General features: G+C 69.7%; 23 protein-coding genes and 1 riboswitch. Of the genes, 15 read left to right on the forward strand and 8 right to left on the reverse strand.

The features are described from left to right. Window positions 1-87 precede the first annotated feature (87 nt). Window positions 88-222, forward strand: coding sequence for a hypothetical protein (locus F9C11_RS13310; RefSeq protein ID WP_409185172.1), 135 nt, complete (start codon window positions 88-90; stop codon window positions 220-222). Window positions 223-901: 679 nt separating this feature from the next. Here F9C11_RS13310 and F9C11_RS13315 read toward each other — a convergent pair. Beyond that, entirely contained in the window at window positions 902-1405 is a 504-nt protein-coding gene (locus F9C11_RS13315; RefSeq protein ID WP_409185173.1) for a methylated-DNA--[protein]-cysteine S-methyltransferase, read from the reverse strand. Between the two features lie 13 nt (window positions 1406-1418). Then, window positions 1419-2828: a DNA-3-methyladenine glycosylase 2 family protein gene (locus F9C11_RS13320; RefSeq protein ID WP_409185174.1), complete on the reverse strand. Its 1410-nt coding sequence runs from the start codon at window positions 2826-2828 to the stop codon at window positions 1419-1421. 102 nt (window positions 2829-2930) lie between these two features. Between F9C11_RS13320 and ychF the strand changes: the two genes are divergently transcribed. From ychF to F9C11_RS13335, 3 genes are all read left to right on the forward strand, one after another. Continuing rightward, window positions 2931-4013 (forward strand): redox-regulated ATPase YchF, encoded by a 1083-nt coding sequence (ychF, locus tag F9C11_RS13325; protein ID WP_009083095.1) that lies wholly within the window; start codon window positions 2931-2933, stop codon window positions 4011-4013. A gap of 104 nt (window positions 4014-4117) precedes the next feature. Further along, window positions 4118-5173, forward strand: coding sequence for a hypothetical protein (locus F9C11_RS13330; RefSeq protein WP_409185175.1), 1056 nt, complete (start codon window positions 4118-4120; stop codon window positions 5171-5173). Window positions 5174-5267: 94 nt separating this feature from the next. Beyond that, entirely contained in the window at window positions 5268-5912 is a 645-nt protein-coding gene (locus F9C11_RS13335; RefSeq protein WP_409185176.1) for a hypothetical protein, read from the forward strand. A gap of 344 nt (window positions 5913-6256) precedes the next feature. Here the strand turns inward: F9C11_RS13335 and F9C11_RS13340 are convergent, their stop codons facing one another. Continuing rightward, a complete protein-coding gene (locus F9C11_RS13340) occupies window positions 6257-6847 on the reverse strand; it encodes a cysteine hydrolase family protein (RefSeq protein WP_409185177.1) in 591 nt (196 codons plus the stop codon). A gap of 106 nt (window positions 6848-6953) precedes the next feature. Between F9C11_RS13340 and F9C11_RS13345 the strand changes: the two genes are divergently transcribed. Then, window positions 6954-7931, forward strand: a complete 978-nt coding sequence (locus F9C11_RS13345) for a GlxA family transcriptional regulator (RefSeq protein WP_409185178.1) — start codon at window positions 6954-6956, stop codon at window positions 7929-7931. Window positions 7932-8030: 99 nt separating this feature from the next. Beyond that, window positions 8031-8705, forward strand: coding sequence for a hypothetical protein (locus F9C11_RS13350; RefSeq protein ID WP_409185179.1), 675 nt, complete (start codon window positions 8031-8033; stop codon window positions 8703-8705). Between the two features lie 383 nt (window positions 8706-9088). Here F9C11_RS13350 and F9C11_RS13355 read toward each other — a convergent pair whose 3' ends face one another. Next, entirely contained in the window at window positions 9089-9379 is a 291-nt protein-coding gene (locus F9C11_RS13355) for a 4a-hydroxytetrahydrobiopterin dehydratase (RefSeq protein ID WP_409185180.1), read from the reverse strand. 24 nt (window positions 9380-9403) lie between these two features. Continuing rightward, window positions 9404-9516: riboswitch (TPP riboswitch) on the forward strand. Window positions 9517-9547: 31 nt separating this feature from the next. On the opposite strand from F9C11_RS13355, the gene F9C11_RS13360 reads away from it, so the two are divergent. The 3 genes from F9C11_RS13360 to F9C11_RS13370 are packed head-to-tail and all read left to right on the forward strand — an operon-like array spanning window position 9548 to window position 13232. Further along, entirely contained in the window at window positions 9548-10615 is a 1068-nt protein-coding gene (locus tag F9C11_RS13360; RefSeq protein WP_409186895.1) for a thiamine ABC transporter substrate binding subunit, read from the forward strand. Further along, window positions 10591-12228 carry an ABC transporter permease gene (locus F9C11_RS13365; protein ID WP_409185181.1) on the forward strand — a complete coding sequence of 546 codons (1638 nt, stop codon included), beginning with the start codon at window positions 10591-10593 and terminating at the stop codon, window positions 12226-12228. The genes F9C11_RS13360 and F9C11_RS13365 overlap by 25 nt, the downstream gene beginning before the upstream one ends. Further along, window positions 12228-13232, forward strand: a complete 1005-nt coding sequence (locus F9C11_RS13370; protein ID WP_409185182.1) for an ABC transporter ATP-binding protein — start codon at window positions 12228-12230, stop codon at window positions 13230-13232. The genes F9C11_RS13365 and F9C11_RS13370 overlap by 1 nt, the downstream gene beginning before the upstream one ends. A 9-nt stretch (window positions 13233-13241) precedes the next feature. Here F9C11_RS13370 and F9C11_RS13375 read toward each other — a convergent pair whose 3' ends face one another. The 3 genes from F9C11_RS13375 to F9C11_RS13385 are packed head-to-tail and all read right to left on the reverse strand — an operon-like array spanning window position 13242 to window position 16209. Next, window positions 13242-14120: an ABC transporter permease gene (locus tag F9C11_RS13375; protein WP_409185183.1), complete on the reverse strand. Its 879-nt coding sequence runs from the start codon at window positions 14118-14120 to the stop codon at window positions 13242-13244. Continuing rightward, window positions 14117-15124, reverse strand: a complete 1008-nt coding sequence (locus tag F9C11_RS13380) for an ABC transporter ATP-binding protein (RefSeq protein WP_409185184.1) — start codon at window positions 15122-15124, stop codon at window positions 14117-14119. The genes F9C11_RS13375 and F9C11_RS13380 overlap by 4 nt, the downstream gene beginning before the upstream one ends. Then, window positions 15121-16209, reverse strand: coding sequence for a LolA family protein (locus tag F9C11_RS13385; RefSeq protein WP_409185185.1), 1089 nt, complete (start codon window positions 16207-16209; stop codon window positions 15121-15123). The genes F9C11_RS13380 and F9C11_RS13385 overlap by 4 nt, the downstream gene beginning before the upstream one ends. 145 nt (window positions 16210-16354) lie before the next feature. On the opposite strand from F9C11_RS13385, the gene F9C11_RS13390 reads away from it, so the two are divergent. From F9C11_RS13390 to F9C11_RS13400, 3 genes are read left to right on the forward strand one after another with little or no spacing between them, the layout of a single operon-like run. Beyond that, window positions 16355-17065: a response regulator transcription factor gene (locus F9C11_RS13390; protein WP_409185186.1), complete on the forward strand. Its 711-nt coding sequence runs from the start codon at window positions 16355-16357 to the stop codon at window positions 17063-17065. Then, entirely contained in the window at window positions 17062-18387 is a 1326-nt protein-coding gene (locus F9C11_RS13395; protein ID WP_409185187.1) for a sensor histidine kinase, read from the forward strand. The genes F9C11_RS13390 and F9C11_RS13395 overlap by 4 nt, the downstream gene beginning before the upstream one ends. A 23-nt stretch (window positions 18388-18410) precedes the next feature. After that, complete coding sequence (locus F9C11_RS13400; protein WP_409185188.1) at window positions 18411-18812, forward strand: NUDIX domain-containing protein; 402 nt, start codon at window positions 18411-18413, stop codon at window positions 18810-18812. A gap of 21 nt (window positions 18813-18833) precedes the next feature. On the opposite strand, the gene trpS is transcribed toward F9C11_RS13400, so the two are convergent. After that, window positions 18834-19799: a tryptophan--tRNA ligase gene (gene trpS, locus F9C11_RS13405; protein ID WP_409185189.1), complete on the reverse strand. Its 966-nt coding sequence runs from the start codon at window positions 19797-19799 to the stop codon at window positions 18834-18836. A gap of 177 nt (window positions 19800-19976) precedes the next feature. On the opposite strand from trpS, the gene F9C11_RS13410 reads away from it, so the two are divergent. The 3 genes from F9C11_RS13410 (at window position 19977) to F9C11_RS13420 (ending at window position 24849) form a co-directional block, all read left to right on the forward strand. After that, a complete protein-coding gene (locus tag F9C11_RS13410) occupies window positions 19977-20276 on the forward strand; it encodes a YciI family protein (protein WP_409185190.1) in 300 nt (99 codons plus the stop codon). 697 nt (window positions 20277-20973) lie between these two features. Beyond that, window positions 20974-22902 (forward strand): translational GTPase TypA, encoded by a 1929-nt coding sequence (gene typA / locus F9C11_RS13415; RefSeq protein WP_409185191.1) that lies wholly within the window; start codon window positions 20974-20976, stop codon window positions 22900-22902. A 243-nt stretch (window positions 22903-23145) separates the two neighbouring features. After that, window positions 23146-24849, forward strand: a complete 1704-nt coding sequence (locus F9C11_RS13420; RefSeq protein ID WP_409186896.1) for an ABC transporter family substrate-binding protein — start codon at window positions 23146-23148, stop codon at window positions 24847-24849. Window positions 24850-24888: the final 39 nt, after the last annotated feature.

A 24888-nucleotide genomic window follows, 5' to 3' on the forward strand; every position in this document is an offset into this window, starting at 1 on the left:
TCGCCGGGTGTGGTTGGCCCGGGTGTGGTCGGCCGATGAGTGGGCTGAGCGTCGAAGCGGACGGCCACGGCGGTCGGGACGAGCCGGGTGCTGTCGGCGGCGGACGGCCGTTGCAGTGAGGAGCGGCACCCGGCGGCGCAGCTGGTCGGCACGGCGGTCGTCGATCACGTCGGGCGCGTGGTCCTCGATCAAGAGGACCACCTCGTGCTGCTGCGGTGGTGAGCCGAGCGTCGTTAGTGGGTGGGCCGTGCCGATGGCGGGCCGAGCATCGTGAGTGGTGGGCGGGGCCGTACCGATGGCGGGCCGCGTGACGTTGGCGGGTAGCCGTGCTGGTGATGGGCTGAGCGTCGTTAGTGATGGGCGGCCGTGCCGGTTGTTGGCTGAGCGTCGGCGGTGGTGAGCGGGCCGTGCCGGTAGTGGGTCGAGCGCTGTTGGCGGGTGGCCATGCTGGTGGCCAGGCCGAGCGTCGGCGGTGGTGGGTGGCCGCTGCCGTCGGGGCGAGCCGGGTGCTGTCGGTGGTGGGTGGCCGTGCTGGTGGTGGGCTGAGCATCGTCGGTGGTGGGCGGTCGTGCCGGTGGTGCGCTGAGCGCCGTCGGTGGTGGGGCGAGCCAGTTGGCTTAACGGCGAGCGGACCTTGCACCGGCGAGTGGCGGTACCGAGACGGAGGCTGACCGTCGGGCGGTGACGCGCGGCCGTTGTGGTTGGGAGTCGAGCCTGTCGGCAGCGGACAGCCGTTGCGCTGGTGAGTGCGCAGCGGCGGCCCGCCGTCGCGATGGCGGGCCGAGCGAGCGCGGCGGAACAGACGGCCGTCACGTGACCGGCCAGTCAGTTCCGCCACGCGCGGCGTCGCCACCTCGGCCGCGCTCGTCGCCGGACCACCGACCGGTGCCGAGGCGAGTCGTCAGGCGGACTCTTCGTGGTGCAGGAGCCACCGCTTCGCGTCCACGCCCCAGCGGAAGTTGCCGATCGCTCCGCCGGTCCGGACGACCCGGTGGCACGGCACGAACAGTGCTACCGCGTTGCGGGCGCAGGCGGTCGCGGCGGCGCGGACTGCCGACGGGTTGCCGGAGAGGGCGGCGTACTCCGCGTAGCTCACTGGGCTTCCTGCGGGCACTTTGCGCAGCATCTCCCACGCGTGCTCGCGGAACGGGCCGGAGCGCTGCCGTACCTCGATGTCGGCGACGGCGTCCAGGTCGCCGCCGTGGTAGCGGCGGATCGCGGTCGTCACTGGGCCCAGGTCGCGGCGTTCGGTCAAGCTCGCCGGGGCCAGGGAGGCCGAGATGAGCGGCGTCAGTTCGGCGACGTCGCCCGTCCAGCCGGAGGCCAGTACGGCGCCGTCGCCTGCCACTACCGCGGTGAACGGGCCGATTTTGGTGTCCACAGTGGACCAGAAGGCGGTGTGCACGGGGAAAGTCTCCTCAAGCGGTCAGGGAACTGAGATAGCGGCTGGCGTACGAACTCCACGGCTGCCAGTCGCGCGCGGACGTCGCCAGGTCGATGCCCAGCTCGGCCGCACCTCGGCGGACGGCTGGGTCGGCGGTCAACAGGACGTCGGGGGCGCCGAGCAGGCGCATCACGACGTAGTCGGCGGTGCCGGGATCCACTCCGGCCGCGAGCATTTCGGTGCGCAGCTCGTCGGCGTCCCGGCCCACGTGCAGGTCCAGTTCACCGGCGGCGATCGCTGCGGCGACCTTTCTGACCAGCGGCTTCACGTCGGCCTCGGCAATGGCGGACGGGGTCGGGAAGAGAGTGGTCAGGGTGTCCATGGGCGGGTCGGCGGGCGGGACTGGGTCGCCGAGGCCAACGACATCGACCGCGTCCTCGCCTAGCAGGGCGCGGAGCAGGACCTCTGGGCCGTCGACCGCGCCCGGCACCCGGATGCCGGGAACGGCGGCGACCAGCGGGGCCAGCGCCTCGTCGGCGGAGAGCACGCGCGAGACGGCTTCCGGGTCGGCGTCCAGGTCCAACAGTCGTCGTACCCGGCTGACGGCGCTGCTCAGGTCGCGCAGGTCGGCAAGGGCCAAGTCGCACTGCACATAGCCAGTGCGCGGGCTGACCCACACCGAACCCGGGCCGTGGGGCAACCGCAAGGTGCGGCCGTAGCCGTCCTCCGAGACGGCTTCGATGCCGGGCAACGCCTGGGAGACGTGGTAGTTCAGCACGCCCGCGGCGTCGAACGGGGCCCGGAACGGCAGGCGAAGGCTGAGCCGCGTCGCGCCGCTGGGTTCGTTGCGGTTTCCGCGGCGCAGCGAGGCTGCGCGGAGCTGCGACGGCGTCGTCGCGAACACCTCGCGGATCGTCTCGTTGAACTGCCGGATGCTCGAGAACCCGGCGGCGAATGCGACGTCCGTGAGCGGCAGCTGCGACATCTCGATCAACAACCGGGCCGAGTGGGCGCGGTGGGCGCGGGCAAGCCGGATCGGGCCCGCGCCCAGTTCGGCCGTCAACACGCGTCCGAGCTGGCGTTCCGAGTAACCCAGCCGACGGGCCAGGCCGGGCACGCCTTCGCGCTCGACCAGGCCGTCCGAGATCAGCCGCATCGCGCGGGCGGCTAGGTCGGCACGCACGTTCCAATCCGGCGAACCCGGCACCGCGTCCGGCAGGCAGCGGCGGCACGCGCGGAAACCACCGGCCTGCGCAGCGGCCGAGGTGGGGTAGAAGCGGACGTTCTGCGCCTTCGGCGTGAGCGCCGGACAGGACGGGCGGCAGTAGATGCCCGTGGTGCGCACCGCCATGATGAACTGGCCGTCGAACCGCTGGTCGCGGGCGGTCACCGCGCGGTAGCAGCGCTCCGTGTCGCGCCAGATCGGGATGGTCGAGGTAGCCATGCCGTCGATGATGCCAGCAGGTGAGAGCCCTGACTGGCGGAAAACCGACACGACGTTACCGGGTCGGCGGGGGTCTTCGCGCGGCACGTAGACTTACCGGTCGTGAGTCTCACCCTCGGTATCGTCGGCCTGCCCAACGTCGGCAAGTCCACCCTGTTCAACGCGCTGACGCGCAACGACGTGCTCGCCGCGAACTACCCGTTCGCCACGATCGAGCCCAACGTCGGCGTCGTGCCGCTGCCGGACCCGCGGCTGGACAAGCTGGCCGAGATCTTCTCGTCGGAGAAGACCGTGCCCGCCGTGGTGTCCTTTGTGGACATCGCGGGCATCGTGAAGGGCGCGTCCGAGGGCGCCGGGCTCGGCAACAAGTTCCTCGCGAACATCCGCGAGGCCAACGCGATCTGCCAGGTCATCCGCGTGTTCGACGACCCGGACGTGGTGCACGTCGACGGCCGGATCGACCCGATGTCCGACATCGAGACGATCAACACCGAACTGATCCTCGCCGACCTGCAGACGCTCGAGAAGGCGCTGCCGCGGCTGGAGAAAGAGGCGCGCACCAAGAAGGAAGCGCGGCCGGCGCTCGAAAACGCCCAGAAGGCCAAGGAAATCCTCGACTCCGGACGCACGCTGTTCCAGGCGCAGAAGGACATCGACGGCGAGGCGCTGCGCGAGCTGAGCCTGCTCACCACGAAGCCGTTCCTGTACGTCTTCAACGCCGACGAGGCCGTGCTCACCGACGAGGCGCGCCGCGAGGAGCTGGCGAAGCTCGTCGCCCCGGCGGACGCGGTGTTCCTGGACGCGAAGGTCGAGGCCGAACTGCTGGAGCTGGACGACGAGGAGTCCGTCCGCGAGCTGCTGGAATCCGTCGGCCAGCTGGAACCGGGCCTGCACGCGCTCGCCCGCGCCGGTTTCCACACCCTCGGCCTGCAGACGTACCTCACGGCCGGCCCGAAGGAATCCCGCGCCTGGACGATCCCGCAGGGCGCGACCGCCCCGCAGGCCGCCGGCGTCATCCACACGGACTTCGAACGCGGCTTCATCAAGGCCGAGGTGGTGTCGTTCGAGGACCTGGTCGAGGCAGGCTCGATGGCCGCCGCGCGCTCGGCGGGCAAGGTCCGCATGGAGGGCAAGGACTACGTGATGGCGGACGGCGACGTCGTGGAGTTCCGCTTCAACGTCTGACGGCAGGCGCGCTGAGCGAGTTCCTGTGGAGGCGGTCGCTGGGCTCTGCGGGTTGTTCGGTGTTCGGTATTGACCGAACGCCGAACAAGCTCCATCATTTGGTTGTGAGAGCACATCTGAAGGAGCGCGATGCCGTCGATGCTCTCGTCGCCGCGTTGCGCTCTCGGGGGCTTTCGGTTCATCTTGAGCCTGGGGTTGGTAGAGACTCGACGGGAGACCTCTGCGTCGAGGTGCCGGGCGGCAAGACGGTCGCTGTCGAAGTCAAAGCAGCCTCGTTGGTTACTTCCAGCAGTGCGTCGAGCCAGCTCCGCCGATGGTCGGGCAGCGTCGCTGCTGAGGCTGTGCCGCTAGTTGTCGCGGACCGAATTACGGCAGATGGACGAGACGAACTCGATCGAGCAGGGTGGAGCTGGCTGGATCTGCGCGGCCATTTGAGGCTGACCGGGCCTGGACTGTTCATTGACGTGGACATGCCGGCTTTGTCGGAACCAAGGCCAGTTCGGCAAGGGCTGAATGGGCGGGTCGGTATCGAGGTCGCGACGCTGCTGCTGCTTGATCCGACAGTGCGACGGGGGATTCGCGAAACGGCGACCGAACTGGGACGGGCAGCTAGCTCGGTCTCGGAAACCTTTGCTTCGTTGCGCGCAGCTGGGCTGGTCACCGACCATCGCGAGCCCGTCGTGCCGGAGTTGTTTTGGGAGCTCGCTGAGCATTGGAAACCGGTCAGCGTGGATGTTGCGAGCGTTCCACGGCCAGGCGGGGGTCGAGAAAACTCGGTATTGAATTTAGGTTTCGACGACGTCGAGTCGACTGTCGGATGGGCACTGACCGACACGATGGCGGCGGTTCACTACGATGCTCCGCTGTCGGTGCGGGCCGATCACCCGCTGGACTTTTACGTTCCTGATCAAAGCGTGCTGCGTCGCGCCGCTCGCTTGCTGGGGACCGCAACGGCACCATCCGACAGGGCGGCCAGCATCCGGGTTGCCCCGACGCCTCTTGCCTGCGCCCGGCGCGTTGACGCGACGGCATGGGCAGATGAGCCGTGGCCATTGGCCAACCCGCTGTTCGTGGCGCTCGATCTCGCGCAGGACCCCGGGCGTGGCCGGGAGATCCTGGACATGTGGACGCTAGAGAAACCTTGGCACCGTGTCTGGTGAGACTCGAAGGGTTGTTCTCGCCGGCAGTTCCATGACTCGGCTCGTGAGTGCGATACCCGTCGTTGCTGAGAGGACGGGGCGGCAGGTCGTTCTCGTGGGTGGCCTTGCGGTCATGTGCAGGCTCTCTTCGCCTTACCGGGCAACGGTTGACCTCGATACCGTTGACCACCGGGCGGCGCACGAGCGCTCGCAGCTCGAACTGCTCGTGGAGACTGGGGCTACCCGGAGCGGCCCGTCCGGCGTTCTGATTGATACGCCGCACGGCGAGGTGCAGGTCGACGTCTTGGAGGTCACAGACGCCGAGATCGAAGATCTTCCTGCCGACCCGACCGATCGTTTGCACGTCCAGTCTCATGCTTGGGCGGCATCGACCGCCTCCGCGCTCGAACTGGACGCGGCCGGGCTCAAGCCGCTGACGGTGCTGGTGGCTGAACCCGGCCCGATCATCGCGATGAAGCTGCAGTCGATCATGAATCGCGGATCGGCGAAAGAGGGTACCGATCTTCTTGACATCGTTCGCGTCACGCTCGACCGCGAATGCGGTCCTCTTTCCCGAGACCAACTTGAGATCGCCGATTCTCAGTTGCGCGCTGATGCGCTGCTTCACGCGAGACGATGGTTTGACCAGACAGCAGAACGCTCTCTGCGAAAGATTCAGGCAGTCCCGGAAAGCGGTGAGATCGAGATCGACGACGTTCGGCTGGTCGGGGAGCTGCTCGTCGCCGCGCTCGAAGGATAGCGGCCGGTTCGTATCCACGGTGGTGAGACGTTGCCTCATCGCGGAAGCGGTGGAGTTCCGCTTCAACGTCTGAGGCGGGTTCGCTGCCGGACAAGGCTGCGGGCACGAAATTGTCGGTCCCGGTTCGTATGCTCCGGCTATGCCCGGGCTCTTCACCCCCTCCTTGGCCGGTCGGGGGAGCTAGAGGACGTCATCGCCGAATACCTTCGGGGCTACGGGTCGGTCTACTTCTACGGCACCCCGAGAGCCGACGGGATCGTGCGGAAGGTCGTCGCCGGGTTAATCGATAACTGACGAACCGGCCTCAGCAGGACACTGGCCCACCGAGGCCGGAGGCCAAGGGGTCAGTTCAGCTCGGCGACGCTCGAAACCACCACGCCGTACAGATCTCCAATCGTCGCCAACGCGCTGGAGTGCAGCTGCTCAGCGCTAACCTCCCCAGCCGGACCCGGCAACGGCCGCGTGGCGCAGGCGTCTGCGACGACGGTGGGCTGGTTGCCGCGCAGGAACGCGCCCTCCGTGGTGAACGTGACGCACATGTTCGTCATGAACCCGGCGATCACCACGTTCTTGTGCCCGGCCGCGTCGACCCGGGCTCCCAGGTCGGTGTTCACGAAGGCATTCGGTGCGCCCTTGACGACAACCGGTTCGCCCTCGAGCGGGGCGACGTCCGGGTGGATGCTGCCGATCTCGGCGCGAATGTCGTACGGCGTGCCTTCGCCGCCGTCGTTGACGACGTGGATCACGGTCGCTCCTGCGGCGCGGGCCTTGGCGAGCAACTGCCGGGCCGCGGTCAGGGCCGGGCGCCAGCTTTCCAGTTCCATGACGCCGCGGGTGTAGGTGTTCTGGTAGTCGACCAGGATCAGCGTCGCGTCGGCCAGCGTTGCCGGGGTCTGGTCGAGGCCGTTCAGCTCCCGCAGCGTTTTCCTTGCCATGGTGGGGTTTCCTCTCGTTTTCGTTCCGCACGATCGACGCTAGACTCGGCACCGGGATGTCGGCAATGACATGCAAAGCGCAAAAACCGACATGAGGGGGGTGCGGATGGAGAGGCTGCTGGTCGTCGTCCTGTTCGACCGGATCGACCTGCTCGACGTGACCGGGCCCGCCGAGGTGTTTTCCTTGCTGCAGCGGGAAATGGACCGGCCGACCGGCTACCGGGTGGTGCTCGCGGCCGAGACGCTTGAGCCGGTCACCACCTCGGCTGGCGTGCGGGTCTTGCCGGACGTGACGTTCGCGGAGCTGTCCGGGAAGGCGATCGACACGCTGATCGTGCCGGGTGCGGTTACGACGGGAGAGAACGGGGAGATCGTCGCGCGGTGCGACGCGGCGGTGGTCGAGGAGGTCCGTCGGCTGGCTGCGCGGACGCGCCGCGTGACCTCAGTCTGCGTCGGTGCGCACATCCTCGCGGCGGCTGGACTGCTCGACGGCAAACGCGCCACGACGCACTGGTCGACCGCCCGGCAGCTCGCCGCCGAGCATCCGGAGGTGACCGTCGACGCGGACCCGATCTTCATCCGTGACGGTTCCGTGTGGACGGGCGCCGGGCTGAGCGCGTGCCTCGACCTCGCGCTGGCCCTGGTCGCCGACGATTTCGGGCCGGAGCTGGCCTCGCGGGTGGCTCGGCAGCTGGTGATGTTCTTGCGCCGGCCGGGCGGGCAGAGCCAGTTCAGCGTGTCGCTGGAACCCGCGTCCGCGACTCGGCGGGTCGACGAGTTGCGGCAGTACATCGCGGCTCATCTGGCGGATCCGCTGACGGTGTCCGACCTCGCCGCGCAAGCGCACGTGACGGACCGGCAGCTCACCCGGGTGTTCAAGGCGGAGCTGGGGATGACGCCCGCCGCCTACGTCGAGCACGCGCGGGTCGAGGCGGCGAGGCATCGGCTGGAGACGACTGAGGAAACTCTGTCGAGAATTGCCAGGAACTGCGGATTCGGCACTGTTTCGACGCTTAACCGGTCTTTTCGGAGGACGTTGAAGACGACGCCGAGTGAATACCGCGAGCGGTTCCGGATCGCCTAGGCCGCCAGCGGAATATTCCTTGCGGCACACCAATTCCCCGGCTGAATAGCCGACTGGACCTTCGCTACGATCATCCCCGCATTCAGCGAGGGGGTTCGAATGGCCAAAAAACAGCCGTCCCCGACAGCGCCGCCCTGGACCTATCGCGACGACGTGCTGAGTTACACCTGCCACCTGGCGGGCGACGCCGACCTCAGCCAGGTCGAGGAAGTGCTCGCGCCGTTTCCCGGCCGGAACGTGGCTGGCGAACGGTTCTGGGCTGCCGGATCAGTCGTGGTTTCGGACTACCGGGCGCTCGGGGACGGAAGCTGGAGCGTGTCGACGCCGTTCGTGTTCGGAACGGGGGCGGTCGGCGCCGGGCTCGTGGCCGGGTCGCTGGTGGGCGGGGCGATCGCCCGGTCGCGGGCACGGCAGGCGGCGGCCGCGGCCGCGGTGCCGCGCTGGGTGCCGATCGAGCAGGGCGGCATCTACCTGAGCCCGCACGGCTTCCACCTCTATACGCCGCGCGTGCTCGCGTGGAGCTGGAACTCGATCACCGGCGCGACAATGGTCGCCCCGGCGGTCGCGCACGTGACGGGGGACAGCAAAAACGGCCCAGTCTCCTGGCTGATCCAGTCGGAATGGGCCGAACTGCTCTTCGTGACGTGGGCGAACGCCATGCACCCGCGGCATCCGCAGCTCGTCACCGGGCAGTGGCTGCCGCCGGGCTGGGTCGAGCACGCTCAGCGGCATCAGCGGGTCCCGGCTTTGCCGCCCGCGGGCCCGGTGACCTGACTCACGCGGGCAGCGCTCAGCCGAGCAGGCCGAGCACCACCATCGACAGGAGCACGACGGCGGTCGAGAACACCGCGACCCACGTGCGCTGCGCGGCGGTGAGCTGGGTGGATGTGCTGTTCATGGCGGGTCCTAGCGGGGCGAGTGCCGACGATTCCGCTGGGATAGCGCCTTGATCTAGCTCACTGTTACCGCCTGTGATCAAGGTCACGTCGAGTGCGCGCGGTGTGCCACAGCACGCCGCCCGCGGCGGCCACCATCAGGGCGAACGAACCCATTCCCACCACGACTGCCTGAACCATGCTGACCTCCTTCTCGTCGTCTGTCCGGAAGACGCGCGAAGGGGCCGCTCATGGTGCCAGGGTTGCCGACATCACACCTGGTCAGCGGGCCGCCAGCAGCTCGTCGATCCGGCGGGCCAGCGCGAAATCGGCTTCGGTCAGCCCGCCGAGGGAGTGGGTGCTGAGGCGGAACGTGAGGGTGCGCCAGCGGATGTCGATGTCGGGGTGGTGGCCGGCTTCCTCGGCGAGTTCGGCCACCCGGTCCACCACCTCGATCGCCGCCGGGAAGGACGGGAGTTCGGCGGTGCGCACGATGGTCGCCGCGTCGCGCTGCCACTCCGGGACGGTGCCGAGGGCCTGCTCCACTGCCGAGTCGTTCAATAGTTGCGTCATCGCTCCATGGTGTCGGCTACGCTGCGGCATTGCCACGGGAGTCCGGTACGCCGGGCTGAGAGGCGGGTCCGACAGCCCGCGACCGTTCGCACCTGGATCCGGATCATGCCGGCGTAGGGAGGCCGTATCGCTCTCCCTCATCCGGCGCAGTGCAGGAGGGGAAGAATGATGTCGCGGACCGTCCGCACGGTGGCAGGCCTTGCCGGGGTTTCGATGCTCGCCAGCGCTTGCTCGCTGTCCGGCGGCGACTCCGGCGGGTCGTCCGCGAGCTCGGACCAGAAGACGCCGACCGTCACGCTGGTCACGCACGATTCGTTCGCCGCGCCGCAGGACGTGCTCGACGCCTTCCAGCGCCAGTCCGGGATCAAGCTCAAGATCCTCAAATCCGGCGACGCCGGCGCGCTCACCAACAAGCTCGTGCTCACCAAGGGCAACCCGATCGGCGACGTCGCGTACGGGGTCGACAACACCTTCGCCTCGCGCGCGCTCAGCGAGGGCGTTTTCCAGCCCTACACGAGCCCGGAGGCCGACCGCGGCCCGCAGCGTTACTCCGTCGACCCGCAGCACCGGCTGGCGGCGGTCGACCTCGGCGACGTCTGCGTGAACATCGACCCGGCCTACTTCGCGAGCAAGGGCCTCCCGGAGCCGAAGAGCTACGACGACCTCGCCGACCCCAAGTACAAGGACCTGACCGTCGCGGAGAGCCCGGCCACCGCGTCGCCGGGGCTGGCCTTCCTGCTCGGCACGGTCGCGAAGTACGGCGAGGACGGCTGGAAGGGCTACTGGCAGAAGCTGAAGGACAACGGCCTCAAGACCGTCAGCGGCTGGGAGGAGGCCTACACCAAGGACTTCTCCGGCTCGTCGGGCAAGGGCCCGCGGCCGATCGTCGTGTCCTACGCCTCGTCGCCGGCCGCGGAGGTCGGCGAGGACGGCAAGCCGCGCACCAAGGCGCTGCTCGACACCTGCTTCCGCCAGGTCGAGTACGCGGGCGTGCTCACCAACGGCAAGCAGGTCCCGCAGGCGCAGAAGGTCGTCGACTTCCTGTTGTCGCAGCAGTTCCAGACGACGGTCGCGGCGAACATGTACGTCTACCCGGCGCGCCAGGGCGTCGAACTGCCCGCCGGCTGGGCCACCGCGGCTCCGCTGCCGCAGGCTCCGGCCACCATGCCCGCGGACAAGGTGCAGGCCGGCCGGGAGAAGTGGATCGGGGAATGGCGCTCGCTCATGGGCGCGTGATCCCCGCGCGCACCATCGGGCTCACGCTGCTCGGCCTGCTGCCGGTCGCGTTCCTGGTGGTGTTCTTCGCCTGGCCGGTCGTCGCGATCGTCGGCCGGGGGTTCTCCGCGGGCGGCGTCGACACCGTGCTCGGCGACCCGCGGACGTGGCGGCTCGCCGGGTTCACGCTCGCCAGCGCGGCCGCGTCGACCGTCGTCGCGGTGCTCGCCGGGCTGCCGGTGGCGTACCTCCTGGCGCGGGTCCGGCTGCCGGGCGTCGGCTTGGCGCGGACGATCGTGCTGGTCCCGTTCGTGCTGCCGACGGTCGTCGTCGGACTGGCGTTCCGGGCGCTCTGGCCGGACGGCGGCGTGCTGCCCCTCGTGCTGGCCAACGCGTTCTTCAACGTCGCGGTCGTCGCGCGCACGGTCGCCGGGCTGTGGGCGCACCTCGATCCGCGAGCGACCGAGGCCGCGCGGGCGCTCGGAGCATCGCCGTGGCGGGCGTTCCGCTCGGTGACGCTGCCCGCGCTCGGCCCGGCTGTCGCGTCCGCCGCCGCGGTGGTGTTTCTGTTCTGCGCCACCAGTTTCGGCGTAGTGCTGATCCTCGGCGGCGGCAGCTACCGGACGCTGGAGACCGAGATTTACCTCCGGACGGTCGACCTGCTGGACCTCTCCGGTGCGGCCGCGTTGTCGTTGATCCAGTTCGCCGCCGTCGTCGCCGCGCTGGTTCTCGGGGCGATGGCGCGCCGGAAGCGGGAGAACGCGGTGAAGTTGCGGTCCGCGCAGGTCACCGCGCGTCGGCCGCGGGGCGGGGAGTGGTGGACGGTCGGTGCCGCCGTGGTGGTGCTTGGTCTGCTGCTGACGCCGATTGTGTCGCTGCTCGTCGAATCGGTGTCCAGTTCGGACGGGTGGAGTCTCGCTGGGTATCGGGCGCTGAATACCGTCGGGCAGAACGACGCGCTGCAGGTGTCCGGCTGGATCGCGGCGCAGAATTCCCTCGCCGCGGCCACGGATGCGACGTTGCTGGCGATGGCCGTCGGCCTGGTCGCGAGCGTCGTGCTGGTCGCGCTTCGCCGTTCGCCGGGCGGGCTCGCGCGCGGGATGGGCGAGACCATGGACGTCGCGTTGATGCTGCCGTTGGGCGTCTCCGCGGTGACCGTCGGCTTCGGTTACCTCGTGACGCTCGACGCGCTGCCCGGCGACCTGCGCACGTCGCCGCTGCTCGTGCCCTTCGCCCAAGCGCTCGTGATCATGCCGCTGGTGGTGCGGATGATCTTGCCGGTGCTGCGCGCGGTCGACATCCGGTTGCGCCAGGCCGCCGCGACGCTCGGCGCGAGCCCGGCGCGGGTGTGGCGGGAGATCGACTTCCCGCTGGTCGCGCGGTCCGTGGTGGCCGCGGCGGGCTTCGGCTACGTCGTCGCGCTCGGCGAGTTCGGCGCGACCAGCTTCCTCGCCCGGCCGGACGCGCCGACGCTCCCGGTGGCCGTCGCGACGCTGATCAGCCGGCCGGGCGAGCTGAACAACCAGATGGCGTACGCCTCGTGCGCCCTGCTCATGGTGGTGACTGTGGTGGCGGTGGCGCTGATCGACCGGTTCGGCTCGGTCCGCGGCGCCAGCACGGTCGGGGAGTTCTGATGGCGCTGACGGTACGGGACCTGACTGTCCACTATGGAGCGTTCGCCGCGGTCCGCGACGCGAAGCTGGACATCGCCGACGGCGAGGTGCTCGCGTTGCTGGGCCCGTCCGGGTCGGGCAAGTCGACACTGCTGCGCGCGATCACCGGACTGGAGCCGGTGTCGTCCGGGTCGGTGTCGTGGGACGGCGCCGATCTCGCCGCGGTGCCGGTGCACAAGCGCGAATTCGGGTTGGTCTTCCAGGACGGACAGCTCTTTCCGCACCGCGATGTCGCCGCGAACATCGCGTTCGGCCTGCGGATGCACGGGGTGCCTCGCGAACGGCACGCGGCGCGCGTCAAGGAACTGCTGAAGCTGGTCGGGCTGGAAGGCTACGAGCGGCGACGCGTGACCGAGCTGTCCGGCGGACAGGCGCAGCGCGTCGCGTTGGCTCGCGCGCTGGCTCCCGAACCGCGGTTGCTGCTGCTGGACGAGCCACTGTCCGGTTTGGACGCTGGACTGCGCGAGCAGCTGGCGATCGACCTGGCGGACCTGTTGCGGCGCAGCAAAATCACCGCGCTGCTGGTGACGCACGACCAAGAGGAAGCCTTCACGCTCGCCGATCGCGTCGCGGTGCTCGACGCCGGGGAAATCCGGCAGGAGGGCGCGGTCCGGTCGGTGTGGAACAAGCCGGTGGACGACGACGTGGCGCGCTTCCTCGGCGTCACCACGTTCCTGGACGGCACCGCGGCCGGCGGCGTGGTGCGGACTGGGCTGGGTGCCGTCGAGCTGGCAGTGGACGACGGTCCGGTTCGCCTGGGATTCCGCCCGCACGGCCTGAAAGCGGCCGACGACGGGGTGCTGGGCGAGGTGACCGCGGCGGTGCACCGGCGGGAGCATCTGCGGCTGGTCGTCCGGTGCGGAGAGTCCACTGTGGACGCGGTCGCCCCGGCCGGGGCGGACGTGCGGGCGGGCGATCCCGTCCGGCTGCGGCCGGATCCGGACGGGATCGCCGTGGTGGGCTGAACCCCCAGGTCAGCCGTCCCGGGTGACGAGGCGCGCGTAGGCCAGCGACAGCCCGACCACGATGTAGCAGGCCGCGCGGACCGCGCCTTCGCCGATCATCGACAGCGACATCGGATCCTGCAGCACCGACGCCGGGGCCAGGGTCCAGTTCCGCGTGAGCAGGAACGGGTGCAGCCACTTCAGCGAGCTGAGGAAGCCGAGGATGGTGAAGACGATGTTCGTCGCGAGCACCGAGGCGACCACGAGCATCGGGTGCTCGGTCCAGCTCGACACCGCCAGCGCGATCGCGCCGACCGCCCACAGCTGCAGCACGATCCAGCCGCCGACGAGCAGGATCCGCAGCAGTGCCTCGCCGAGCGACAGCGTGGTGCCCGACAGCGTGAACAGCGAATCCGTGCCGTTGATGATCAATCCGGTGGCCACGCCGGTCACCGACATGGCGAGCACCGCGACCACCGACACCGTCGCGACGCCGAACGCCTTGACCGTCAGCAGCCGGCCCCGGCTGACCGGTGCGATGAGCCAGCCGCGCAGCGTGCCGTGCGCGGCCTCGCCGGCGATCGCGTCCGCGCCCGCCATCGCCGACGCGAGCGGCAGCAGCAGCGTGAGGGTCATGACCATGGCGGCGATCGGCAGCACGAACGCGTTGTTCACCGCCGACACCAGCAGCGCGGCGCCGCTGTCGTCCGGCGCGTCGCCCCCGGAGTTCTGCCCGACGAGGGTCAGGCCGATCCCGACCACGATCGGCACCAGCGCGAGCAGCCCCAGCACCGCGAGCGTGCGCGGCCTGCGGAAGATCCAGCGCAGCTCCGCGGCGACCAGGCGGAACAACGGCACCGTGTCGTGCCCGGTCCGGCTCACCGGCACCGCTACCGCAGCCGCAGTCATGACGCTTCCCCCTCGGTTTCTTCGCCGGCCGCCGATTCCCCTTCGGTCAGCCGCGCGAACAGGTCCTCCAGCCCGGTCCGTGCCCGGGTCGCCTCGTGCACCTCGACCCCCGCTTGCACGAGCACCTGCAGCACGCGCGGCGCGGGCGTCGCGGTGAGGTCGACGCGGACGCCGTCCGGGGTCAGCCGCGCCCCGATCCGGTTCTCCCGCAACGTTTCCACCGCCTGCTCGGCGTCCGGCGTACGCACCAGCAGCGCGGCGTTGCCAGATTCCAGCAGATCCGTCAGCTCGCCCTGGGCGACCACCGAGCCGGAGTGCAGCACCGCCACGTGCGTGCAGGTCGCTTCGACCTCGGCGAGCAGATGCGAGGAAACCACCACGGTCACGCCGTCCGAGTGCAGGTCGGCGATGATTCGGCGGATCTCCCTGGTACCCGCCGGATCCAGCCCGTTGGTGGGCTCGTCGAGCACGACCATCCGGCGCGGCACCAGCAACGCGCTCGCCAGACCGAGCCGCTGCTTCATGCCGAGCGAATAGCCCTTGTACCGGCGGCGCGCGGCGGCGGACAGCCCGACCCGGTCCAGCGCGGCGTCGACCGCGCCGGGGATCGCGGCCGACGCCAGCCGCGGTTCGGCGGCGGCGAACCGCAGCAGGTTGTCGCGTCCGGACAGGAACGGGTGGAAGCCCGGCCCCTCGACCAGCGCGCCGACGTCCGGCAGCGCGTGCGCGGATTCCTCCGGCATCTTCCGGCCGAGCAGTTCGACCTCGCCCGCGGTCGGGCGGACGAGCCCGAGCAGCATCCGGATCGTGGTCGTCTTGCCCGAACCGTTGGGCCCGAGCATGCCGAGCACGGCGCCCTCGGGCACGTCCAGGTCCACGTGGTCCACCGCGACCGTGCCGCGGTAGACCTTGCGCAGCCCGCGGGTGCGCGCGGCCAGCGGGACCGCCGGGGCGGGCGCCTCCTCGGAGACGCCCGCCCCGGTTTCGACCGCGGTGCTGGTCACTTGGCGCCCAGCGCTTCGTAGAGCACCTGCTCCGGGACCGCGCCGGCGGCGAACCGGCCGTCGTCGGTCAGGACCGCGCCGCCCACCTTGGTGGTGAAGAGGTAGCCGCTGCCCCACGGGCCGTTGACCCGCTTGGCGAACCGGCTCAGCATCTTCTGCACGTCCGCGCCCTTGTCCTCGCCCTGCGCCTGCTGCTTGGCCTTCACCAGATCCGCGGGCACCTTGCCGGTGACGACGGTGTCCCAGCCGTCGCCGACGAACTTGGCGGCCTGCATGGCCTCGTTCGCCAGTGCCTTGTCGCGCTCGTCGATCTTGGCCTGCTTTTCGGTCACCTTCGCGCCCTTGGGCGGGGTGAAGGCGAACAGGTCGGCCGACTGGTCGGCGAACTCGATCTTGCTGAACGCCAGCTCCAGCGCCGGGGCGGTGGTTCCGTTGCTCAGCACCGAAAGCCGCAGCGGCATCCGGGTCTGCGAATCGATCGCGACGCGGATTTCGCGCAGTAGCGTGCGTTCGGTCGGCTTCGGAGTGAGGACCAGCTCGTACGCCGGCCGGTCGGCGACCGTGGCCGTGCCGTCGACCGCGACGTTGCTGCTCTCGCGCACCTTGGCGAGCAGTTCCTTGGCCGCAGTGGACGGGTCGACTGCCTTGCCCTCGTAGGAATTGCGCTTGGTCGCCACGTCCCCCGGGATCGTGGTCTTGGTCGCGCTGTTGGTCTTGGAGTCGTAGTCCCACACGGTGTTGCCGTTGTGGATGATCGTCTCCTGCGCCTGCCCCTTGGTGAGCGACACCTTCGTCTTGCCGGTGCCGTCGCTGAACACCTGCGCCGAATCGACGCCCAGCGCACCCGCCCCCGGTACCGCGCCGGTCGCCATCTTCGGCAGGCCGAGGTCGTTGCTCACCGTCACCGTGCCGTCGAACGGCGCCGGCTTCGCGGTGACCACCGACTGGACCAGGTCCTCCGCGCTGACCTGCGGCAGCTTCGGCGCGTCCCCCGCTGAGGCAGGCATCGCCACGACGACCAGCCCGCCCACGCCGAGCGCGGTGCCGACGACGGCCGCCGTGATGGCCTTCTTCTTCGGATCCATCTCGTCTCTCCCTGTGTTCCCGGGCTTTGGCGGGCCCGGCTCCCGGTGCAGACGTTCCCCTGCCGAGGCTGAGATACCCCTGAATGTTCGGCCCGTTCAGCTGAGATGGCACTGAGAGTACGCGCGTCAGCTGCGCGAACCGGCCATGATGAGGATCGTGAAACCTCGGGTGCTGGTGGTCGACGACGAACCTGGTGTGCGCAAGGCGCTGCAACGCGGCCTGCGCGCGGAGGACATGGACGTGGTGACCGCCGCGGACGGGCCGACCGGGCTGCAGCTCGCGCGCACGGGTTCGTTCGACGTCGTGCTGCTGGACATCATGCTGCCCGGCCTGTCCGGCTATCGCGTGCTGGAACGGCTGCGCGCGGAGAACGTGACCACGCCGGTGCTGCTGGTGTCCGCGAAGGACGGTGAGATCGACCAAGCCGACGGCCTCGACCTCGGCGCGGACGGCTACCTCGTGAAGCCGTTCTCGTTCGTCGTGCTGGTCGCGCAGGTACGGGCGGTGCTGCGGCGGGCCGGGCCGGAGGCGTCGCGCGGTGCGCTGAAACTCGGTGCGCTGGAGGTCGACCGGGCGTTGCGGCAGGTGCGCTGGGACGGTCGCGAAGTGCCGTTGAGCCCGCGCGAATTCGGGCTGCTGGAGGTGCTCGTCGGCCGTGCCGGGACGGTCGTGACGAAGGACGAACTGCTGCGCGCGGTGTGGGGCGAGGAGCAGGCCGTCACGCGGAATCTCGTTGAGGTGTATGTGGGTTACGTGCGGCGCAAGCTCGACGCGGTCGGCGCGGGCTCGATCCTGCGGACGGTGCGCGGGCACGGCTATCTCGCCTCGGACGACCAGCTTGACGAGGTCAGGTGACTGGCTCGCCGTCGTCGTGGTGGAGCCGCCGTTCGCTGCAGGTCCGGATCACCGTGCTGGCGGCGGCGATCACGCTCGGCTGTCTCCTCGGGCTTGCCGCGCTGGCGGCGAACAATCTCGACCCGCTGCTCACCGATTCGGTCGACAAGGAGCTGACCGCCGCGCTCGCCCCTGCGGCCGGCGCGGTTTCCGCCGGGAAGCCGCTCACCTCGGCGGACCCGGTTTCGGTGCGGGTGCTGGACATCGCCGGGGACCCGGCGGACGGCCAGGCGCGGCCGAAGCTGACCGGCCACGAGGTCTCGCAGCTCAAAGCGGGTTTGCCGGTGCAGTCCGACGGATCGCGCTGGCGCGGCCAGGTGGTCAGCACGCCGAACGGCAGCCAGCGGCTGGTCGTCGCGGGCGCCGGGCTGGTCGGGTTCACCGCCGCGGTGCATTACGGCGGGTTGTGGCTGGTCGTGGTCGCGCTGGTCGGCGCGCTGGTCGCGGGGCTGGCGACCTGGCTGGTCGTCCGGCTCGCGCTGCGGCCGGTGGCGCGGATGCGCGGGCTGGTGCGCACGCTTCCGCCGGGTGCGCGGCTGCCGCTGCCGACGTCGCACGACGAAATGCGTGCGCTGGCCGAGGAATTCAACGCGCTGCTCGAACGCCAGGAAGAGGTCAGCCAGCGGCTGCGCCGGTTCACCGGCGACGCGGCGCACGAGTTGCGTTCTCCGGTCGCGTCGATCCGGGTGCAGGCCGAGGTGGCCGTGACGAATCCAGATCCGGAGCTGGCGCAGGAGACGCTTTCGGACATTCTCGAGGAGTCCGAACGGCTGTCCGGCCTGCTCGACGGCCTGCTCGCGCTGGCTCGGTCCGACGCCGGCGAAGTGCCGCCCGCGGAACCGGTCGAGGTGGTGTCGGAGGTCCGCGCGGCGGTGCGGCGGCTGCCGTCCGGGGCACCGGACACGCGGGTGAGCAGCGCGGTGGCGCAGGCCTGGGCGTCGGCGGCGCACCAGGAGGTCGAGCTGGTGCTGGACAACCTGCTGCGCAACGCCTGCCGGTACGCGTCCGGGCAGATCGTGGTGTCCGTGCTGGCCTCGCGTTCGAAGGTGCGGGTCGTGGTGGACGACGACGGTCCGGGCATCGCGCCCGAGCACCGGGGCAAGGTGTTCGACCGCTTCTACCGAGTCTCCGACGACCGGGCGCGCTCGTCCGGCGGAACGGGCCTCGGCCTGGCGATGGTCGCCGAAACGGTGCGCCGGCGCGGGGGCAAGGTCCGGGTCGGCGAATCGCCGGACGGCGGCGCGCGGTTCGAGGTGACCTGGCGGGCGGGCGCGGACCGGTGAATCCGGTGGGGGAGACTGGGCGCATGGACGCGGTCATCGTCGGGGCGGCACTGGTGCGCGACGGCAAGCTTCTCGCCCAGCAACGGGCTTGGCCGCCGCATCACGCGGGCCAGTGGGAACTGCCGGGCGGGCGCGTCGAGGAAGGCGAGACCGAGGCTTTCGCGCTGGCCAGGGAATGCCACGAGGAACTGGACGTGGCGGTCACCGTCGGCGAGCGGGTCGGCCCGGAAATCCCGCTGCCGGGCGGGAAAGTGCTGCGCGTGTACTCCGCCGCGCTGCTGTCGCCGGGCGACGAGCCGCGCGCGGTCGAACACACCGCACTGCGCTGGGTCGGCGACGACGAACTGGACGACTTGGACTGGCTTCCGGCGGACCGGGACCTGCTGCCCGCACTGCACGCGCTCGTGAGTGCTGATTCCCAGTAGAACCAGCACTCACGAGCCTCTTCAAGCCGCCCCGACCATCCGCAAGGCCGACGACACCCGGTGCGCGCTGCGGTCGATCGCCCGCTCCGCGCCCGCCTTGCGGACCCGCTCCAGCTCAGCGACGTCGTCCAGCAACGCGCGCGTGCCCTCCCGGACCGGCCGCAATTCCTCGATCACCGCCTCGGCGACGGCATCCTTGAGCACGCCGTACGAGGGGTACTTCTCGGCCAGCTCCGCGGGCTCGCCGCCCCCGCAAGCGGCGAGAATCTCCAGCAAATTCGAGATCCCCGGCCGATTCTCCGGGTCGTACATCGGCGCCGAATCCCCGTCGGTCCGCGCCTTGCGCACCTTGCGCCGAATCTGATCGGGTTCGTCCAGCACGAACACGACGCCCGCGGAATCCTGCGCGGACTTGGACATCTTCCGAGTCGGCTCGGCCAAGTCCTTCACCCGCGCCCCCGCGGGCGGCAACGTCGCCTCCGGAATGACGAACACCTCGCCGTACGTGGAGTTGAACCGCCGGGCAAGCGTGCGAGCCAGCTCGACGTGCTGCCGCTGATCCTCGCCGACCGGCACCTCGTCCGCGCCCTGCAGCAAAATGTCGGCCGCCATCAGCACGGGATAGGTGAGCAGGCTGAGCCGCACTCCCGCCTGTCCCTTGGATTTCTCCTTGAACTGGATCATCCGCGCCGCCTCGCCGTAGGAGCAGGTGCACTCCAAGACCCAGGTCAACGCCCCCAGCTCCCGCGCGAGATCGGACTGCACGAACACCCGCTCCGGCGCGATCCCGGCGGCGACCAGCACGGCCAGCTGCTCAGTCGCCAGCGACCGCAGCTTCGCCGGATTGTGCGCGGTGGTCATCGCATGAAGATCGGAAACGAAATACAAATCGTCCGGCCCGCCCTCAGCCGCCCACCGACGCAACGCGCCGAGGTGGTTGCCGAGCTGGACGTGACCGGACGGGGTGATGCCGGACAGCTGGACCATCGGGGTTTTCCTCTCCGTGGATGTGTTCGACCCCGGGAGCGGACCCAAAAAAAGCCGCCCACCGGGCGGCCTTCGCTGGTTTTTCAGCGCAGAGCTAAGGGGCCGCCAACGGACGGCCACCACTGAGTGCTCTGGAAACGCATGCGACGAGCCTAGCACCGGACTACGGTTCGAACCATGTTCGTCGTCGTGCTCACGTACACCGTTCCGCTAGAGGAAATCGACCGCGCCCTCCCCGCCCACCAGGAGTGGCTGACGAAGCAGTACGAAGACGGCCGCTTCCTGGCCTCCGGCGCCCAAAAACCCCGCACCGGCGGCGTCATCGTCACCCGCCCCATGGACCGCGCACAGCTGGACGCGATCCTGGCCACGGACCCCTTCGCGATCAACCAGCTGGCCACCTACGAAATCATCCAGTTCCAGCCCACCAGAACAGCCCCGGAACTAACCCTGGTGAACGAACTGCTGGACAACTAACGCCGTCCCGCGAGGCCGCCTTCACGGATCCAGCGCCCCCTCAGATTCCCCTCACAGCCCTAAACCGCAGGCGCTGCACCCACGAGCGAAGCCCCCAGCCCTAAAACGGCAACCGCTGCACCCAAACAGCGAGGCACCCACACCTTCCCCCCGCCCCCGATACGAAGCCTCCCTGCGGTTCGGGGGTGCTTGTCAAGGCATCTTTCCCGCCTTGACAAGCACCCCCGAACCGTCAGCACAATCAAGCTTCGGGGGCCCCACGCAACCACTCAATCGGCAATGTCGCCCGCCAGGGCGACGAGCCGCCCGAGAACGCCCTCAAGCAGCCTTGGCAACCCGCCTCTTAGCCTTCTTCAACGCCAAAACCGGACACTTCTTGCACCGATCGTCAGACCGGCAGCACTTCTTCTTGACCTTCCCGGCCTTCATCAACTTCCGCACCACGGCCCGAGGATCGTCCGCGTCCTTTTTCCCCACGCGCACTCCTCACACCGGCGGCCAAGAACACCCCAAAGGTTAGGTGAGCCTAACCGAGAAGAGGGCGTGGCGCTCCTCACACCACCCCAACAGGTATCCTGTTGGAAGTCCGCGTGTGGCCAAAGCCGGTCAGCGAGAGCCGGTCGCATTTCCCGGTGCCCGTGATCTTCGTTCGCCGCGCGGCGCCACCCGCCTTTCTTTCGAGTTCAGGAGTCTTCGCGTGCCCGCAGCCAGCGCCACCGCGGTCGAAACCGGCCGCGCGTCCGGCAAGACCCGGCCCGACCTGCGCAACGTCGCGATCGTCGCCCACGTCGACCACGGCAAGACGACCCTGGTCGACGCCATGCTCCGCCAGTCCGGCGCCTTCGCCGAACGCGCCGAGCTGGTCGACCGCGTGATGGACTCCGGTGAACTCGAGCGGGAAAAGGGCATCACCATTCTCGCGAAGAACACCTCCATCCACCGCCAGACCCCCGAGGGCACGGTCACCATCAACGTGATCGACACCCCGGGCCACGCCGACTTCGGCGGCGAGGTCGAGCGCGGCCTCTCCATGGTCGACGGCGTCGTGCTGCTGGTCGACGCGAGCGAGGGCCCGCTGCCGCAGACCCGCTTCGTGCTGCGCAAGACGCTCGAGGCGAAGCTGCCGGTGATCCTCGTGGTCAACAAGGTCGACCGCCCGGACGCCCGGATCTCCGAGGTCGTCGAGGAGACCCACGACCTGCTGCTCGACCTCGCGAGCGACATCGAGGACGCCGACCACGACGCGATCCTCGACCTCCCGGTCGTCTACGCCTCGGCGCGCGCCGGCAAGGCGTCGCTGGAGCAGCCCGCCGACGGCGGCCTTCCCGACAGCGAGAGCCTCGACCCGCTGTTCGAGACCCTGCTCACGCACGTCCCGCCGCCCGTCGCGGACCCGGACGCGCCGCTGCAGGCGCTGGTCACCAACCTCGACGCGTCCAACTTCCTCGGCCGCATCGCGCTGATCCGCATCCACGCGGGCAAGCTCCGCAAGGGCCAGACCGTGGCCTGGATGCGCGAGGACGGTTCGGTCCAGAACGTCCGCATCTCCGAACTGCTCGTCACCGAGGCGCTCACCCGCGTCCCGGCCACCGAGGCCAGCGCGGGCGACCTGGTCGCCATCGCGGGCATCCCGGACATCACCATCGGCGACACCCTCGCCGACCCCGAGGAGCCGGTCGCGCTGCCGCGGATCACCGTGGACGAGCCCGCCATCTCGATGACCATCGGCGTCAACACCTCGCCGCTGGCCGGGCGCAACGGCGGCGACAAGGTCACCGCGCGGCTGGTGAAGGCCCGCCTCGACCAGGAGCTGATCGGCAACGTGTCGATCCGCGTGCTGCCCACCGAGCGTCCGGACACCTGGGAGGTGCAGGGCCGCGGCGAGCTGGCGCTGGCCATCCTGGTCGAGCAGATGCGCCGCGAGGGCTTCGAGCTGACCGTCGGCAAGCCGCAGGTGGTGCTGCGCACGATCGACGGCAAGCTGCACGAGCCGTTCGAGCGGCTGTACATCGACTCGCCGGAGGAGCACCTCGGCTCGATCACGCAGCTGCTCGCCGCCCGCAAGGGCCGGATGGAAGACATGAGCGGCAACGGCACCGGCCGGATCAAGCTGATCTACGTGCTGCCCTCGCGCGGCCTGATCGGCTTCCGCACCGACTTCCTCACCGAAACCCGCGGCACCGGCATCGCGAACCACGTGTTCGAGGGCTACTTCCCGTGGGCGGGCGAGATCCGCACCCGGCACACCGGTTCGCTGGTGGCCGACCGGTCCGGCCCGATCACCGCGTACGCGATGATCCAGCTCCAGGACCGCGGCAGCTTCTTCGTCGAGCCCGGAGCCGAGGTGTACGAGGGCATGGTCGTGGGCGAGAACCCGCGGCTCGAGGACCTCGACATCAACATCACCAAGGAGAAGAAGCTCACCAACATGCGCTCGTCCACCGGGGACGAGCTGGAGCGCCTCGCCCGGCCGCGCAAGCTGAGCCTCGAGGAGGCTCTGGAGTTCTGCGCCAGCGACGAATGCGTCGAGGTCGCGCCGGAGGTCGTGCGGGTCCGCAAGGTCACGCTCGACATCGCGACCCGCGCCAAGGAGCGCTCGCGGGCCAAGAGCCGCGAAAACAGCTGAACCTCGCGCAGGTGAAAAAGGGCGCCTCCCGTTCCCGGGAGGCGCCCTTTCGCGTGAACCGCGACGGCGGTTCGCGCGTCCACTCTTATGGCGGTATCCACTCCGATGTCACGGAGTGACGGCCGATGTGGGAATCTCGATGCCGGCCCCCGCCCTGGCATGGCAGCATGTCCGCTCGGACCACGGAGCGCGGCGGGAACTTTCAGGAGGACGAGCGTGCGATTCGGACGCCGGCTGGGGCCGGTGCTGGCGCTGGCGGGAGTACTGCTCGCCGCGTGTTCGAACACCCCGCCGCCCCCGGTGGTCACGTCGGCTCCGCCGTCGAGCACGACCAGCGCGGCGTCGCAGTCGCAGATCGTGGTCGGCGTGGACGACGTCGTCGGCGGCTACAACCCGCACAGCATCGCGGACGCCTCGACGATCACCACCGCGCTCTCGCAGCTCCTGCTGCCTTCGGTGTTCCGGCAGTCCGAGGACGGCACGCGCACGCTCGACAAGACGCTGATGGTCTCGGCCGAGGTCGTCTCGCAGGTGCCGTTCACGGTGAAGTACGTGATCCGCCCGGACGCCTCGTGGTCCGACGGGGCCCCGATCGCCACCGAGGACTTCATCTACCTCGCCAACGCGATGAAGACGAACCCCGGCGTGATCGAACCGGCGGGCTACCGGCTGATCTCGGACATCGAATCCCGCGACGGCGGCAAGGGCGTCGAGGTCACCTTCAGCAAGCCGTACCCGGCCTGGCAGACGCTGTTCGACAATCTGCTGCCGCAACACCTGCTCAAGGACTCGCCGGGCGGCTGGGCGAATGCCCTCGCGACGAGCTTCCCCGCGGTAGCCGGACCGTTCGCGATCAAGACCATCGACACCGCCCGCGGCGAAGCGACTCTCCAGCGCAACGACCGGTACTGGGAAAAGCCCGCCGCGGTCGACACCCTGATCCTGCGCCGCTCCGACGCGTCCGGCATCGCGACCGCATTGCGCAGCGGCAACGACCAATTCTCCTTGACCCGCACCGATTCCACCGGCCTGCAGCTGCTGAACGACCTGGGCTCGGCGGTCAAATTGCACACGCTGCCGCGTCCGCTGACCGCGTCGGTGCTGCTGCGCCCGGTGAGCGCGACGCTTTCCGAACCCCAAGTCCGCGCGGGCGTCGCCGCCTTGCTGGACCGCGGAAAACTGATCTCCGCCGGGGCGAAAGGCGGCCCGTCGGCCACGCTGAAAGCGGACGCACAGGTCCTGCCCCCCTCGGCGAAGGGTTACGCGGCCACCATTCCGGCAGGCCCGCCGGCCGCGCCGGACGCGACCAAGGCCGAGCAGTACTTCACCGCCGCCGGGTACAAAAAGGAAGCCGGCGTGTGGCGCAAGGGAAACAAGACGCTGTCGATAGTGCTCGCGTCGCCCGGCGAACAGGAACCGTACGCGTCGATCGCGAAGGAACTGGCTTCAGAGCTGGTCGCGGGCGGCATCGAGGTCAACCAGATCAAACCGCAGCCGCGCGACCTGTATTCGTCCCTGCTGGCGATGCCGGTGGTGAACGGGAAACAGCAGGCGAGCCCGGATTCGAACAGCACGGTCGGCGTGGATATCGCCGTAGTAGGCCAACCCGTCGGCGGCGACCCGGCGACGGTCCTGGCGTCGAGCTACGGCTGTGCGCCCGAACCCGTGCCCGCGGACAAGACGAAACCAGTGGTGCCAGCCAATCCCGCGGGTTTGTGCGACCAGGGCCTGCAAGCGACGATCGACTCGGCCCTCACTGGCTCCGCGACTGTCGCGGATTCGCTCAAGACGCTGGAACCGCAGTTGTGGTCCCAAAACGTCGTGATCCCGCTGTTCCAGGAAGCCGAGACTTTGGCGGTGGGCAAGGGAATCTCCGGCCTGACGCCCGGTCCGCCGATGCAGGGCCCGTTCGGATCCGCGGTGAACTGGACCCGTGGCGCGACCTGATCCGGTACGCGAAAAGGGGCCTCGCACGAACAAGTGCGA

The sequence above is a fragment of the Amycolatopsis sp. VS8301801F10 genome (genome assembly GCF_046195355.1).
Classification (GTDB): domain Bacteria; phylum Actinomycetota; class Actinomycetes; order Mycobacteriales; family Pseudonocardiaceae; genus Amycolatopsis.